This is a genomic window from Cyclobacterium xiamenense, assembly GCF_900109255.1.
In the GTDB taxonomy this organism is placed as follows: domain Bacteria; phylum Bacteroidota; class Bacteroidia; order Cytophagales; family Cyclobacteriaceae; genus Cyclobacterium; species Cyclobacterium xiamenense.
Map to the genome: position 1 here is coordinate 130,103 of NZ_FNZH01000001.1, position 14,941 is coordinate 145,043.

General features: G+C 51.6%; 14 protein-coding genes. 7 read left to right on the forward strand and 7 right to left on the reverse strand.

What is annotated here, in order from left to right:
- Nucleotides 1-5: 5 nt before the first annotated feature.
- Nucleotides 6-1,271 (reverse strand): Gfo/Idh/MocA family oxidoreductase, encoded by a 1,266-nt coding sequence (locus BMW71_RS00420; protein ID WP_092170081.1) that lies wholly within the window; start codon nt 1,269-1,271, stop codon nt 6-8.
- 169 nt (nt 1,272-1,440) lie between these two features.
- Here BMW71_RS00420 and BMW71_RS00425 point away from each other — a divergent pair, with 169 nt between their 5' ends.
- Nucleotides 1,441-1,671, forward strand: a complete 231-nt coding sequence (locus BMW71_RS00425; RefSeq protein ID WP_143057508.1) for a hypothetical protein — start codon at nt 1,441-1,443, stop codon at nt 1,669-1,671.
- 12 nt (nt 1,672-1,683) lie between these two features.
- Nucleotides 1,684-1,938 (forward strand): DUF7218 family protein, encoded by a 255-nt coding sequence (locus BMW71_RS00430; protein ID WP_092167967.1) that lies wholly within the window; start codon nt 1,684-1,686, stop codon nt 1,936-1,938.
- Between the two features lie 6 nt (nt 1,939-1,944).
- On the opposite strand, the gene BMW71_RS00435 is transcribed toward BMW71_RS00430, so the two are convergent.
- The 6 genes from BMW71_RS00435 to dnaG all read right to left on the reverse strand — a co-directional run bounded on the left by BMW71_RS00435 (nt 1,945) and on the right by dnaG (nt 7,586).
- Entirely contained in the window at nt 1,945-2,187 is a 243-nt protein-coding gene (locus BMW71_RS00435) for a hypothetical protein (protein ID WP_092167970.1), read from the reverse strand.
- 55 nt (nt 2,188-2,242) lie between these two features.
- On the reverse strand, nt 2,243-2,746 hold the full coding sequence (locus BMW71_RS00440; protein ID WP_092167972.1) for a VOC family protein: 504 nt from the start codon (nt 2,744-2,746) through the stop codon (nt 2,243-2,245).
- Between the two features lie 83 nt (nt 2,747-2,829).
- The gene (gene surE, locus BMW71_RS00445) at nt 2,830-3,621 is read right to left on the reverse strand and encodes a 5'/3'-nucleotidase SurE (protein ID WP_092167975.1); all 792 of its coding nucleotides are present in this window, start codon (nt 3,619-3,621) and stop codon (nt 2,830-2,832) included.
- Nucleotides 3,621-4,271, reverse strand: a complete 651-nt coding sequence (locus BMW71_RS00450; protein ID WP_092167978.1) for a hypothetical protein — start codon at nt 4,269-4,271, stop codon at nt 3,621-3,623. Before BMW71_RS00450 ends, surE begins: the two co-directional genes overlap by 1 nt.
- A gap of 78 nt (nt 4,272-4,349) precedes the next feature.
- Entirely contained in the window at nt 4,350-5,576 is a 1,227-nt protein-coding gene (locus BMW71_RS00455) for a bifunctional 3,4-dihydroxy-2-butanone-4-phosphate synthase/GTP cyclohydrolase II (protein ID WP_092167980.1), read from the reverse strand.
- A 78-nt stretch (nt 5,577-5,654) separates the two neighbouring features.
- A complete protein-coding gene (gene dnaG, locus BMW71_RS00460) occupies nt 5,655-7,586 on the reverse strand; it encodes a DNA primase (protein WP_092167983.1) in 1,932 nt (643 codons plus the stop codon).
- A gap of 183 nt (nt 7,587-7,769) precedes the next feature.
- On the opposite strand from dnaG, the gene BMW71_RS00465 reads away from it, so the two are divergent.
- The 5 genes from BMW71_RS00465 (at nt 7,770) to BMW71_RS00485 (ending at nt 14,940) form a co-directional block, all read left to right on the forward strand.
- A complete protein-coding gene (locus tag BMW71_RS00465; RefSeq protein WP_092167986.1) occupies nt 7,770-8,867 on the forward strand; it encodes an Mrp/NBP35 family ATP-binding protein in 1,098 nt (365 codons plus the stop codon).
- Between the two features lie 3 nt (nt 8,868-8,870).
- Nucleotides 8,871-9,119, forward strand: a complete 249-nt coding sequence (locus BMW71_RS00470) for a NifU family protein (protein WP_092167988.1) — start codon at nt 8,871-8,873, stop codon at nt 9,117-9,119.
- A 13-nt stretch (nt 9,120-9,132) separates the two neighbouring features.
- On the forward strand, nt 9,133-12,186 hold the full coding sequence (locus BMW71_RS00475) for a M43 family zinc metalloprotease (protein ID WP_218145542.1): 3,054 nt from the start codon (nt 9,133-9,135) through the stop codon (nt 12,184-12,186).
- A gap of 142 nt (nt 12,187-12,328) precedes the next feature.
- Nucleotides 12,329-13,105: a PASTA domain-containing protein gene (locus BMW71_RS00480; protein ID WP_092167992.1), complete on the forward strand. Its 777-nt coding sequence runs from the start codon at nt 12,329-12,331 to the stop codon at nt 13,103-13,105.
- On the forward strand, nt 13,102-14,940 hold the full coding sequence (locus tag BMW71_RS00485; protein ID WP_092167995.1) for a T9SS type A sorting domain-containing protein: 1,839 nt from the start codon (nt 13,102-13,104) through the stop codon (nt 14,938-14,940). The genes BMW71_RS00480 and BMW71_RS00485 overlap by 4 nt, the downstream gene beginning before the upstream one ends.
- Nucleotide 14,941: the final 1 nt, after the last annotated feature.

Genomic DNA, 14,941 nt, shown 5'->3' on the forward strand with positions numbered 1-14,941 from the left:
TGCATTTAGATGGTATACGGCGCACGCATGGGTTGATCGACCAGGCGGTTGGCGCCTTCGTCGTTGATAAACTCCTGCTTTTCCGGATCAAACTCCAGACTTCTGCCGAGGCGAAGGGCGACCAGGCCCATGTTTACCAATGTACAGGAACGGTGCCCGTTCTGCTCGTTCAGTGCAAATTTCTTGCGGTTTTTCACGGCATCCACAAAGTCCGTTACCTGCGGTGCCGGATCGGGAAACTGTGCCAGCTTGCGCTCCATGTTGGGGATATCCGATTTGAACCCCCGGTAGACTTTTCCGTTGGGACCTTCGATGTAGGGGGCTTCGGTGGTTCCCTCTCCGTCCAGTATAATCTGGCAACCGTCGGCATAGGTATAGGTGATTTTTCGCCAGGTGCCTACCGCATCCGGGTGCTGCTGGGGCGCATCGATTTCCACCTTCACCGGGTTGGTATCGTCCTTGCCCAGGAAATACTGAATGGGGTCCATGTAATGCTGGCCCATGTCTCCCAGACCGCCTCCGTCATAATCCCAATAGCCGCGGAAGGTGCCGTGGGTACGGTGCTCGTGGTAGGGCTTGAAGGGAGCAGGTCCCAGCCAGCGATCGTAATCGAGTTCCCTGGGTACCGGCATGGTATCCAGTCCGGTGCGTCCGACCCAGTAAAATTTCCAGTCAAACCCCGTAAGTTTCCCCACGGTTACTTTCAATGGCCAGCCCAACATGCCGGAATCCACCAGCTTTTTGATGTTTTTCACTTCGGTGTTCATGCCGTAAAAATTGGCATCAAACCGAAACCAGGTATTCAAGCGAAAGATATTTCCGTGCTGTTTGATGGCTTCCACAACTTTTTTTCCTTCGCCGATGGTGCGGGTCATGGGTTTTTCACACCAGATGTCCTTGCCTTCGCGTGCGGCGTCCACGGCCATGATCCCGTGCCAGTGTGGGGGCGTGGCAATATGAACAATATCCACTTCGGGTAACTGAATCAATTCCCGGTAATCCGAGAACGTTTTTACGCCCTGGCCCAAGGTTTCCTGTGCGATGCCAATGTGACGCGTATCTACGTCGCAAATGGCCACGGTCTTGGTGCCTGCGTAATTGAAATGGCCTCTTCCCATACCGCCTACCCCAATGATCCCTTTGGTCAGGTGGTCACTGGGTGCCAGGTATCCGTTGCCTAACACGTGTCGGGGGACAATGCTGATGCCTCCCAGCGCCAAAAGACTTCCTTTTAGAAAGCTTCTTCTGGATTTTTTTGAATTATCGCTCATATTTCTATAAAATTTTTTCGAACTATTGCTACGTGAATATATTTCCTTGGGAAAGGATAAGCAAATAAAATGGTACTTCAGGTAAAATTTTCCTGTGAAATAATCCATTGTGGTCGTTTTGGAATGGTTTTGGATTACAAAAGGGCAGAAGACACAGAAAAATAATCCCATGATGACGAAAAAGAATAAAAAAGAGCAACCCGAAAATTTTGAAGACAATAGTTTTCAACGAGCCCAGGAGGAGGCCAGGGACGGCAAGGAAGCCCCTGCCGGCAAGGCTTCCAGCGAAACCGAATCCACCGAAAAAACAAAAAAAGCAACAGACGAACTGATGCGCGCCAAGGAAGCCGATAAGGAATGGAGCAGTGAAAGCGATCGGTTCAGAAGAGACAACGCCTAAACAAAAAAAGCCATGTCAGCCGACAAACGCCCCCAAATCAAAAACGAAGAACAGTACGAAGCCCTGAAAGAACAGGGATATAGCAAGGAAAAGGCCGCCAGAATCGCCAATACTCCGGATCATGTAGCCGGTAAAAAAGGAGGTGCTGCTCCACCTTACGAAGAATGGACGCGCGAGGAGCTTTACGAGAAAGCCCGTGAAATCGGGTTATCTGGAATCAGCAAGCTTCGAAAAAACGAATTAATCGAGCGGCTAAGGAACCACTGATCGGGTCTATTCTTCTTGTTCCCGTTCGGCTTTTCTTTTTTTGATCGCCCTTCTCCAAAAAAAATACAGGACGATTACCAAAGCCGGAAGGATGATAAAAATAATCAGGTTGCTGGTATCGCTTAGGTCCACTGGCCCCCGCGGCTGGGGTATGTTGGGCTGCATTTGGGCAAAGGAAGGAGCGTAGGCAAGCAGAGAAAGCAGACCGGTCAGTACTAGGGATGGTTTTAGGTGCGGTGTACATATCATGTACTAATCGGAACAAATAACAGGCCAAAAACGGAAATCGCTACCGGATTTTCGCTCAGGTCAACTCCCGTAGCAAGCCATTTAGGTCTAGTTTGCGGGTATACATTTCCAGGGAGCCATCCACTTTTTTGGGCCATTGATCTGTAGGACGGTCCCAATACAATTCAACGCCATTTTTGTCCGGGTCGTCCAGGTACAGTGCCTCCGAAACCCCATGATCAGCCGCCCCCGTGAGTGGGTAATCCGCCTGAAGCAGGCGATGAAGGATCCTGGCAAGGTCCCTTCGGCTAGGGTAGAGAATGGCCGTGTGAAACAAGCCGGAGCTGTTTTTGGGAGCAGCTGTTCCATTTTTGCTGAACCAGGTGTTTAGCCCGATGTGGTGGTGGTATCCACCGGCCGAGATAAAAGCTGCGTCTTCACCATAGGTGCTTGTCAGTTCAAAGCCCAGAAGTCCGCAGTAGAATTCAAGAGAGCGGTCCAAATCCGCTACTTTTAAGTGCACGTGTCCAATACGGGTACCTGCGGGCACGATGTAAGAATCATTGGGAACGGCTTCCAATTGGTTTTCTTAATTTTTTGTTTCCGAAAATTTTCCTCAACAGCAAGGAAATGCTGGAGGAATGGATTTGTTACCAGCCGGTATCAAATACTGGTTTTAAGTCCTTCCCAATCCCAGTCATCGTTTATCTGCGCGATGGCATGATGGGCGGTCATATCAAACTGGCAGGGAACCACGGCGGCGAAATTATTAGCGATGGCCCATTCGTCGTTATCCTCTCCTTTGTCAAAATTGACGAAATTTCCCGCCATCCAGAAATATTTCCGTCCATTGGGGTCGTACCGTTCTTCGAAATCCTCTTGCCATTTGGCACGCGCCTGTCGGCAGATTTTGATCCCTTTAAGCGCCTCGTTTCGTTTTGGCGGAAAATTCACGTTTAGGGCCACGCCTTTGGGTATACCGAATTCGAGAACCTGCTTTGCTATCTGGTACACGTAATTCTCCACATGCGAAAAATCCGCTTGCGAACTGTAATCGCACAGACTGAAGCCAATGGAGGGGTAGCCCTCAATGGCTCCTTCGATGGCCGCCGACATGGTACCGGAATACAGCACGCTGATGGAAGTGTTGCTTCCGTGATTGATCCCGCTCACAATCAGGTCGGGTTTCTTGTCCTTCAATACATAGTGTTTGGCCAGTTTGACGCAATCTGCGGGAGTCCCGCTGGACTTATAGGCCAACACATCCTGAAAAATTTCTTCCTCCGACAGGCGGAGGGTGTTTCCAATGGTGATGGCGTGTCCCATGCCCGATTGGGGGCTGTCCGGGGCTACGACCACGACCTCACCCAACTGCTTCATTACGTCTACGAGTACCCGAATTCCCCGGGAGGTGATCCCATCGTCATTGGAAACCAAGATTAACGGTTTTGTCATTAAGAATTTTCTTTTATTTGATTGTAATAGGCTGTTATTCGGAGCAAATCTCCACGCTTGTCGTGCGAAAGCCTGTTTTTTCTCATGTAAAGCTTCACCTCGGCGGAGCGGTCATCCATAAAATCGTTGAACAACTCCCGCTTTTTCTGGCTGTATCGGTAGATTTTTTGATCCCGAAAAAAGAAATACTCGAAGTCCAGCCGGTTGAAGCCCATTCCCATGGGCATTCCCCACATGGGATTCATGTACATGCCTCGCATGCCCATGGTATTGAAATTGCGGTTATCGACTGTGATAAATTCCCGGCAGAGTAGGGTAATATCTTCTCCCTCCGTAAGCAATTCGAAGAAAATCGGTGTTTTGTAATCGGAGTTTAGCGCATAAGGCAGGCTGTAGAAGACCCGGATACCCCCATAGATTTCATCGAAAATCTCAAAATGACTGATGGAGGCCGAACTAAAGGTTTCTATCACATTTGACTGAACCTGCACGATATTCGCTTCCAGGTCGTACTTCACTTTTCCCTCATGGATTCCCCCGGAGCTTAGAAATACTTTGCCGTCGTGCCAGACCTGTGAAGGAAACTCTTGCGCAAAGGCGCTAGAGGAAATCAGTACCAGTAGTAACAATGTATAGATGGCTCGTTTCATGACTGTGTTGATTTTTGTTTCTACCCCTGATACGTAATTGTTGTGCGGTTTGTTGAATGGTTTCGACCAAAAGTCGGCTCACTCTTTCGTGTTCGAGAGAATTTGGTGCCCCATTTTATCCCGCTTGGTTCGCAGGTACCGTTCGTTATGCGGATTGGAGTTGATCTCCAGTGGCACGGTATCCACGATTTCCAGCCCGTATCCGGATAGGCCCACGCGCTTGGTGGGGTTGTTGGTAATCAGTTTGATTTTGCTCACACCCAGATCGCGAAGTATCTGTGCACCTACCCCGTAATCCCGCTTATCCATGGGGAAGCCCAGGGCCAGGTTGGCCTGCACGGTATCCATGCCTTCTTCCTGCAACTTATACGCTTTTAGCTTATTGATCAGCCCGATTCCCCGTCCCTCTTGATTCATGTACAGGACCAGGCCCTTGCCGTTTGCTTCCACCATCTTCATGGCTTGATGCAGTTGCGGACCGCAATCGCAGCGGCAGGAACCGAAAATATCCCCGGTAATGCAGGAGGAATGTACCCGGACCATGACGGTCTCGTCGGGTTCCCATTTACCTTTGATCAGGGCCATGTGAATCTCGTCGGTATTGGTCTGTCGGAAGGCGATGAGGTCAAAATCCCCCCATTCCGTGGGCATTTCCACGCCGATTTCCCGCTTGATCAGCGATTCGTGTTTGAGTCGGTACGCAATCAGGTCCTTGATGGAGATCAGCTTTAGGTTAAATTTTTTGGCCACTTCTACCAGATCCGGCAGTCGCGCCATGCTCCCATCCTCGTTCATGATTTCCACCAGTACACCTGCTGGTTGCAGGCCTGCCATGCGTGCCAGGTCAATGGCCGCCTCCGTATGGCCGGTCCGGCGCAATACGCCGCCTCTCTTCGCTTTCAGCGGGAAAATATGGCCGGGTTTTCCCAGTTCTTCCGGCTTGATAGTCGGATCAATCAGGGCTTTGATGGTTTTGGAACGGTCGCTGGCAGAAATCCCGGTAGAGCAGCCGTGTCCGATCAGGTCCACGGAAACGGTGAACGGTGTCTCGAAGGTGGCGGTATTGGTGCCCACCATCAGGTCCAGACCCAATTCTTCGCAGCGGTCCTCAATTAGCGGTGCACAAATCAGACCCCTGCCGTGGGTGGCCATGAAATTGATGATCTCCGGGGTGGCCATCTCGGCCGCACACACAAAATCTCCTTCGTTTTCCCGGTCTTCATCGTCCACGACAATGATGATCTCTCCATTTTTTATGGCATCTATGGCGTCCTCGATCGGATCTAATTGGATGGTATCGTTCATTTTATTTGTTCTATGCGATAAATCAAGTTGCAAAATTACGATTAATTATTTTCTTAACCGTTTTTACGAAATTTTAGTTTAGTTTTTGGAAGGAATCACGTTTCCCAGTTCCCGATCAATTTTGGTCGTTAACTGGGTGATTTCCATGTGAATTCGTAGCAATTCCTCCACATCGGATTCCCCGGCAACTTTGATTTTTTCTTGCACTTCCAGGCGCATTTTTTTTAGGTAGGCACTCTTGAGTCGCAGGGAAGTACGGTAGGTGGTTGCCGACAAATCGTCGGTTTCCCGGTGGGTGAATATCTGATGCCGCGACTCCCAATTCGTGGATATTTCCCGGCTTTGGGCAATCATGTCCACCACGGTTTGTTTGATTTCGGCGTCTTGGATTTTCAGAAAATGGTCAAATTTGGGCAAAATGCCCTGAAGCAGGGCCTGTTTGTAATGCTGCAGTAGTTTTTGGTGCACCGGGGTGGCGAATTCCAGTTCCCTGATTTCCTCCAGCAGGTACTCGCATACGTGCATTTCGTCGGAAACTTTCTCGAAGCCATAGTTGATCAGAATGCGGATTAGTTCCCGCTCTTCCTTCTGCTGCCTGGGGACCGGTTTTTCCTCCCGTTCCGGGTCTAGCGGTAAAAGTTCCTCCACCGGCGTGGTGGGGTGTTCGCGCGACTGTCCGGAAGCCTTCTGATGGGTTTTTAGCAGCTGCCGGTTGAGCTCGGCCAGCAGGAGGTCCTCCTCCATGGACAGCAAGCGAGCCGATTCCCGGGCATAGACGGAGCGAGTGATGGGATCCGGTATGCGCGCGATGCTGCCCACTACCTGCCGGATGGCTTCCGCTCTTTTGATCGGATCGTTGGCGGCGTCCCGGGTAAAAAAATCGATTTTAAACTGTATAAAATCCTTGGCCTGGGTTTGGATAAATCGGCGGAAATCGGCGGAACCTTTTTTCCGGGCAAAGCTGTCCGGGTCTTCCCCGTCCGGAAATACCACCGTTTTTACGTTCAGTCCCCCCTCCAACAAGAGGTCGACTCCCCGCAGGGAGGCCTGAATACCGGCAGCGTCTCCGTCATACAGGACCGTTACGTTATCGGTAAACCGTTTGATCAGCTTGATCTGGCTTTCGGTCAGTGATGTCCCCGAGGAGGCGGCCACATTTTCGATCCCGGAGAGGTGCATGGAAATCACATCCGTGTAGCCTTCCACCAGGTAGCAATTGTCCTCCTGCCGAATGGCCTGTTTGGCCTGGAAAATCCCGTACAGCACATCGCTTTTGTGGTAGATGGCCGTTTCGGGAGAATTGATGTACTTGGGTTGTTTTTTGTCCTGGGTCAGGATGCGGGCGCCAAAGGCGATCGGTTTGCCACTCAGGTTGTGGATAGGGAATACCACCCGCCCGCGGAATCGGTCGTAGTAGTTGCCGGGGTTGTTTTCTCTTTCCAGAATGAGGCCGGCATTTAGCAGAATTCCGGTTTCAAACCCGGATTTTTTGGCCTGTACCAGCAGCCGATCCCAACTGTCCAGGGCATAGCCCAGTTGAAATTTTTCGATAATGGCCGGCGTAAATCCCCGCTCTTTGAAATAACTCAAACCGATGGACTGCCCTTCTTCGGTGCCCAGGTTTTGCTGAAAAAATTCACGGGCAAAGTTAAGGGCGATGAAGAGGCTTTCTTTCTCGTTGTAGGCCTGTATGGCCTCCGGGTCGGTGTTGTTGCTTTCCTCCTCGATTTCTATTCCGTACCTGGTCGCCAGGTGCCGGATGGCTTCTACAAAACCGATCCCTTCGATGTCCATGATGAATTGGATGGGATCGCCGGCTTTTCCACAGCCAAAGCACTTGTAGATTTGTTTGGCCGGAGAGACCGAAAAGGAAGGAGTTTTTTCCTGATGAAACGGGCAGCAAGCCCACAGGTTTTGCCCTTTCTTCTTTAGGGTAACGTAATCGTTGACCACCTCTTCGATGTCAACGCGTTCCCTGACTTTTTCGGTGGTATCATTGGAAATGGCCATAGGTAACGATCAATCTACAAAGATAGGGTTAATCGGCGAAAGATGGTAGGAACCTATCTTTTCCCAAAAAGAAACTATTTTCTACCGGCTAAAGTTGAGGTAACGAAGGAGGGATTACCTCCGGTTTTAATTTTAATAAACGGCAGATTAACCCTAAATTGCAGCCAAATCAACAGAACAGGAATGACCCTTTCTAAAGAAAACATACTAAAAGCGTTAGCAACGGTAGAAGACCCGGATTTGAAAAAGGATTTGGTTACGCTGGGAATGATTCAGGACCTGGAAATTACGGCTGATCAGACCATCCGCTTTAAGGTGGTATTGACTACCCCAGCCTGTCCCCTGAAAGAGCTTATTCGGATGAATTGCGAAGAGGCGCTGAAAAAGGCCTTTGGAGATGCGGTGGCGACCGATATATTCATGACTTCAAATGTCACCACTGTTCGGGACAATGCCCCGCTTTTGCCCAAGGTAAGGAATATCATTGCGGTAGCTTCTGGCAAAGGGGGTGTGGGAAAGAGTACCTGCTCGTCCAACCTGGCCGTTTCGCTGGCCCGATCGGGTGCCCGGGTTGGCTTGATCGACGCCGATATCTTTGGACCTTCCGTGCCCACCATGTTCAATGTAGAGGGCGAACAACCCGCGATCAAACAAGAGAACGGAAAAAACGTTATCCTACCCATCGAGCAGTATGGAGTCAAATTGATGTCCATCGGGTTTCTGACGCCGGCAGAGAGTGCCGTGGTGTGGAGAGGACCCATGGCCAGTTCGGCATTGAAGCAGTTTATTGGTGATGTGGAATGGGGAGAATTGGATTACCTGTTGATTGATTTACCGCCGGGTACCTCGGATATTCACCTGACCATGGTGCAGACCGTGCCGGTGACGGGTGCGGTAATCGTGACTACCCCGCAAAAAGTAGCCCTGGCGGATGCCACCAAGGCGCTTACCATGTTTCAGCAGGCCCAGATCAACGTTCCGGTTTTAGGAGTTGTGGAAAATATGGCTTATTTTACACCCGCAGAGTTGCCGGATAATAAGTATTACATTTTCGGTGAAGGTGGCGGTAAACGACTGGCAGATAAATACAAGGTGCCCTACCTGGGTGAAATCCCCCTGGTACAGGGCATTCGGGAAAGTGGCGATAGCGGGTATCCTGCCGTGATGAAAGAAGGGTTGATTGGGGAGGCCTTTGGCCAATTTGCCGAAAATGTGGCCCGGCAGGTGGCTATCCGGAATGCGGAAATGAGTAAAACAGAGGTAGTACAGATAAAAGTATAGATAATGCTGGAACAATATAAAGATCAAATCGAGCTTGCGTTGGATACGATCAGGCCCTATTTGGAAGCGGATGGAGGGAATGTCAGGATAATCGGGCTTTCGTCCGACATGGTTTTGCAGCTCGAATTGACCGGCGCTTGCAGTTCCTGCCCCATGTCCACCATGACTCTAAAAGCGGGCGTCGAGGAGGCCATCAAGAAAGCCATACCGGAAATCACCAAAGTGGAAGCGGTTAATGTTGAAGTGGCCTGATGCGGATCCTGTAATGGTAACAAAAAACATTCAAGCACTGATACGGATTGCGGTATCAGTGCTATTCTTTTTTCTGGGGTATGAAGGTCTGGTTTCCGGGCAGGGCTTCCCCTCCCTGCCGGATGCACACGTTCATTCGGAGCGTTGCGGGGCTGTTTTTATCGAAAAAAAGCAAGCCGATAAGCTGGGCTATTTTGGCTCTAGGGTCTACTTTGAAGGCTGGCTGGACGCCAAAAAAGAGCAACTCAGCGAGCTTTCCCGGAACAGCCGCCGACAGTCCGAGGGACTCCGGCAGATTCCCGTCGTCATCCACGTGATTCACAAAGGAGAGTCGGTGGGATCGGGTACCAACATCACCGAAGCTCAGATTCTGGATCAACTCCGAATCATCAACGAAGACTTTCAACAACAAAACCCGGATTTTTCCAACACGCCCACCGAATTTTTAGGCGTGGCAGCCAGTCCCAACCTGGAGTTTGTGCTGGCCAAACAACGGCCCGATGGCCTGCCTACCAATGGCATCAACCGGGTACAAGGACCCAAGGACGAATACAGTTCCCGGGATGCCGCCTTGGTCGCCGACATGGTGTCCTGGCCTCCGGAAGAATACCTAAATATCTGGGTGCTTCCCCTGGTGCCCACCCAGTTGGGCTATGCCAGTTTTCCCGTTTCTGACGAATTGGAAGGGCTGACCAATCCGCCTACCTTTCGGGAAATGGACGGAATCGGGATCGATACCTTCCATTTCGGCAGCCTGGGAAACGTTACGGAAAGTTCCAGGGGACGGACCGCTACCCATGAGTTGGGCCATTTTTTTGGCCTGCGGCATATTTGGGGAGACGGGGGTTGTGAAGTAGACGATTTTGTCGCAGATACACCTCTGCAGAACGGATTCAATGCCGTTTGCTCGCCCACTCCCCGGGAAACCTGCAATTCCCGGGATATGGTAGAGAATTTCATGGATTATACCCCCGACCGGTGCATGAGTTTGTTTACAGCTGGTCAGGTAGAACGCATGGAGGCGGTGTTGGCCTTTAGTCCGCGTAGAAATTCCCTGCTTACCAGCCGTGCCCTGCAGGAGCCGGAAATGCTCGATTTGGATTTGGCACTCGAAAAATTCCTCTCGCCGGTGGGCTTTAACTGCTCCGAAGAGGTTCCCACAAAGGTGCGCGTGCTCAATACCGGATTATCCACCGTAACGTCAGTCGCGTTGGAATTGGCCTTGAACGGGCAGGTGTTGATCAGTCAGACCTTTGCCGTAAATCTGGCATCGGAGGAACAGGCGGACCTTACCTTCGACCCGGTACTTTTCCCGGGGCTGGAAAACAACCTGGAGGTCAGCATCGCTCAGGTAAATGGCCGTACAGACGGCAATCCGTTTAATAACCGCATTCAGACCAATGCGCGGTTGGTTCGCGAAGAAAATTTACCCTATGCCTATCCGGGGCACCTTGCCCAAACGGGCTGGGACATCCTGAATCCCGATAATTCCATTACCTGGCAACCTATTTCCCTCCTCCAAGACGGAACGCAGCAAGAACTGTTTTACGTAAACAGCTTTAATTACAACGGAAGCGGGGAGCTGGACTACTTGATCAGCCCGCGGTTTGACCTGACGAATCTCCCCCGGCCACAGCTGTCCTTTGAAATGGCCTATGCACCCTACGATAACCCAACCCTTCAGGAAAGCCTTCTGGTGGCCATTTCTACCGATTGCGGCAATACCTTTGATCTGTTGTCGGCGGCATATAATAAAACCGCCGAAAGCCTGGCCACTCAGCCAGAGACCCTTAGTGAATTTGTTCCGACCAACTCCGGGCAGTTTCGGAAGGAGATTATCAACCTGTCTCCCTACGCAGGCAATCCGGACGTGCGGATCGCCTTTGTTTCCATCAACGGCTTTGGAAATAACCTGTACATCAAAGACATTCGCGTGGAGCCGGAGGAGATTTTCACCTACGAATTTGAGCTGACCTCCCTGCAAAATCCCTTGCCCGTGGTGGGTCGGGATCAGGGAAGGGAACGGCTCGTCGTGCAAAATGTTGGGAACCTTGATATCGAACGGTTTCGGGTAGTCCGCACGACCAATATCAGCACCACCGACACGCTGGTGGTAGAGGAGGAGCTACCGGCGGGCACTTCGGCCACCGTAACATTGCCCAATGACAACCGGCTACGCCTGGGGTTAAACCGACTGGATTATGTTTTGCGTGATCCCAATTTTGATCAAAACCAACCGGCGGCCGACGAGCTGCGGCACTACCTGGTGTTTGATAGCACCCGGGTACGCAGTCCCTGGCGGGCGAATTTTGACCGGCCGGAGCAGTTTGAGGACTGGGTAAGCATCAATCCGGAATCGAATCAATTGGCTTGGGAGCCCTATACGGAAAGCAACGGAGAAAGCGAATTGCTGGTACTTACCCGGATGGAGCCGGACAATACCTATTGGCTGGCTTCACCTCAGTTTTCCCTGGCAGGAACTTCCCGTGCCAGCCTGTTTTTTGACTGGGCAGGGTCCGGGCTCGCCCAACAAGAAGGATCCCTTTCCGTGTGGCTCAGCACGAACGGGGGCCTAAGCGGAATTCAGATCTGGGAGCAGAACGGCAATGCTCTGCAAACGCTTCCCGGCCCATCGGGAGTTTTTCCGGAATCGAAGGACTCCTTTGAGTCGGCCTTTATCAACCTGAATGACTATGCAGGACTGGAGGATTTACGTGTGTATTTCAAGGTGGAAGGCGTGCGGCGTCCGGAATCCGTGCTGTACCTGGACGATATCGAACTGTTTCTATCAGATAATCCGCAGCCGGTGGTGCCGGATTCCGATGAGGTGTTGCTTTATCCCAATCCGGCAAACGAGGTGTTCAATCTGGCATTCAACCTGGAAGACTACGAGGACGTACGGGTACAGATTTACACCACTTCCGGGCAATTGGCCTACGATAACTTGTTTCCCAACACCCTCAACCAAACCTACTCGTTTAGCAAGGCGCTGTTGAGTCCGGGATTCTTTGTCGTGAAGATTACCGGAGAACGCTGGACCCAGGTGAAAAGATTGCTTATTCAATGATACCAAACCGTCGAAACGCACGTTTTATCGTAAAAATACCCGCTTTATCCTACTTCTTCTAAAATTATAGCTGTAATTTGCCGCTAGTTAGGAATCAATCCGGGAAGCCGATTGGCCGTACCGGGACACAAGGTGTACTACGATGAGTGAATTAAAAACAGGATTAAAAAAAATAGGCATGCACCTATTGATCATCATGGGGATCGCGTTTGCCCTCTTGTTGGTGTTTTTTAAAATCTATTTGCCGGGATACACCCACCACGGTGAATCCGTAACGGTGCCCGATCTGGAGGGTTTTGACTACGAGGAGGTGCGGTCCTACCTGGAAGGCAGGGGACTCTTGCTGGAAATCGAGCCCGACAGTGGTTTTGTGGCCGAGGCCGAACCCCTGGAGGTGCTGAAGCAGAACCCAAAACCCGGGTCCAAAGTCAAGCAGGACCGGAAAATCTACGTGACCCTCAATGCCAGAAATGCCCCCATGGTTCGCATGCCCAATCTGGTCAACACCCCACTGAAGAATGCACAGGAAATCCTGGCAAATTTTGGCCTGGTCCGGGGAGACATCGTGTACGTGCCGGACATCGGCCTGAACGCCGTATTGGAGCAAAAATACCGGGGAAGGGAGATCAAAGAAGGTTTTGAGATTCCCAAAGGCTCGCAAATAGATTTGGTGGTCGGAGATGGACTGGGCAATCAAATTTTGGAAATGCCCAATATCATCGGAATGGACGATGTGGAAGCCGAATTCCTGATTCTTGGCTCAGGCCTGAGCATGGGGACCATCAATTACGTTGAAATAGACACCGTACCCAAGGGGACGGTCATCAAGCAGTTGCCTCCTCCCGGACTGGACATGAAGACCGGTGAGCGGGTGGATGTGTGGGTGTCCAAACTTACCGATGAATTAACGATTGAATGACCGCTAACGGAATCCTCGGTTCTTGCTGCCTCGTGTTGCTAGGGCTGGTGCTTCAGCAGGAAGCCCTGGCGCAATTTCGCCAATTGCCCCTGGCACCCGGCAATCCGCAGGAACTGCCCGATAAGCGCGCGATGCGGACGCAAGAGGTTCCTCTGAACTTGCCCTTTTGGGACGATTTTTCCAGCGGCAGTTTGTCGAAGGAAAAGTGGGAAACCCAGGGTGCTTTTCCTTCCTACAGCATCGGCATCAATCCCCCCTCGCTGGGCGTGGTGTATTTGGATGGGGTAGATGCCGGTGGCAACCCCTATTCCCGAAACGCATTGGAAAACGGAGAGGGCGATGCCCTGACATCCCATCCCATCGATTTGAGCGGGATCAGTGTTGCCGATGAAGGCAGCGTGTACCTGAGTTTTTTTTGGCAGGCAGGCGGCAGGGGAGAACATCCGGATGCGCAGGATGCCCTGGTCTTGTCCTTTCTGGATGCACAAGGTGACTGGGTACCTGTCTGGACCCAACAGGGCGGAGAGGACCTCTCCGATATGGAATTTGCACAGGAGATCCTTCCCGTACCGCCCGCGTACCAGCATGTGGATTTCCGGTTCAAATTCAGCCAAACCGGCCGCCTGTCCGGTCCATTTGATACCTGGGTGCTCGATTACGTTTTTCTCAACAAAGGTAGAAATGCGCAGGACCTGTTTCGAAGCGACCGGGCACTGACCCGGCTACCCGGCAGCCCTTTTGCGCCCTATTACGCCATTCCCCATTTTGAATTTACGGCAGATCAGGTTTCCGGAAGGGTGGAAAGCCAGTTTAAGAACCTGACCAACCGCTTCCGGGCCATGGAGTTCACGGTGGAGTTGCGGGAGTTGGCCTCGGGGCGGCTGATTGCCCGGCCGGACCAAAACAGCCCGATAAATCCCGTGCCTCAGGCGCTGGAACGCAGGGATTTTTTCAGCAGCTTGTCCGAGGAACTCGAATTACTGACTGACAGCCCCTTTGACCTGGAGGTACAGGTGCAGCTTTCGGCGGGAGACGGGTTTTTGGTGGAGTCCATTACCGGCGAAGACACCGTGTTTCAGGAAACGGTGGATTTCCGAATAAACGATACCAGCCGCATCGTCATTCCCTTTCGGGATTTTTATGCCTACGACGATGGTTCGGCAGATTACGCGGCGGGAATCAATCAGCGGGGCGGCATGCTGGCATTGCAGTACCGGGCACTGAATCCGGGTCGCTTGACCGGGGTCAGTATAAAATTTACCAACGCCCTGCAACGTGGCAACGGCATCGAATTGATGGTTTGGGATTCCCTGGAAAACCAGCCTCTGCTGCGGCAGGAGGTGGTCATTCCTGCGGAGGCTGGTCCGGATGGCTTTGCCTTTTTTCCCATCGATACCACGGTACTGGTGGAAGATACGTTTTACGTAGGATATACCCAATTTTCCAACGACTACCTGCACCTGGGCCTGGACAAAAGCGGGGATACCGGCGAGCGGATCTTTTACAACGTGTTGGGTGCCTGGCAGCAAAACGAAGAGGTACGAGGCAACCTGATGATTCGGCCGCATCTGAGTACGGAATTGCTTCCGGACGATCCCGGGGTAGCCGACCCGGAAGTCCGCCTGTATCCCAATCCCGTATCGGAGCGCCTGTGGATTCAGGGAGAGGTACAGGATGTGGCTGTTTACGATTTTCAGGGAAGGGAGATAAAAATTCCACAGGAAGGGGATAAAAATGGGAAAATGCTTACTTTTACAGCTGTCCAAAAGGGACTGTATCTGATCAAATACACGCAGGGTACCCGCGTGGTTACTGAGCGTATAATCGTTAAATAAG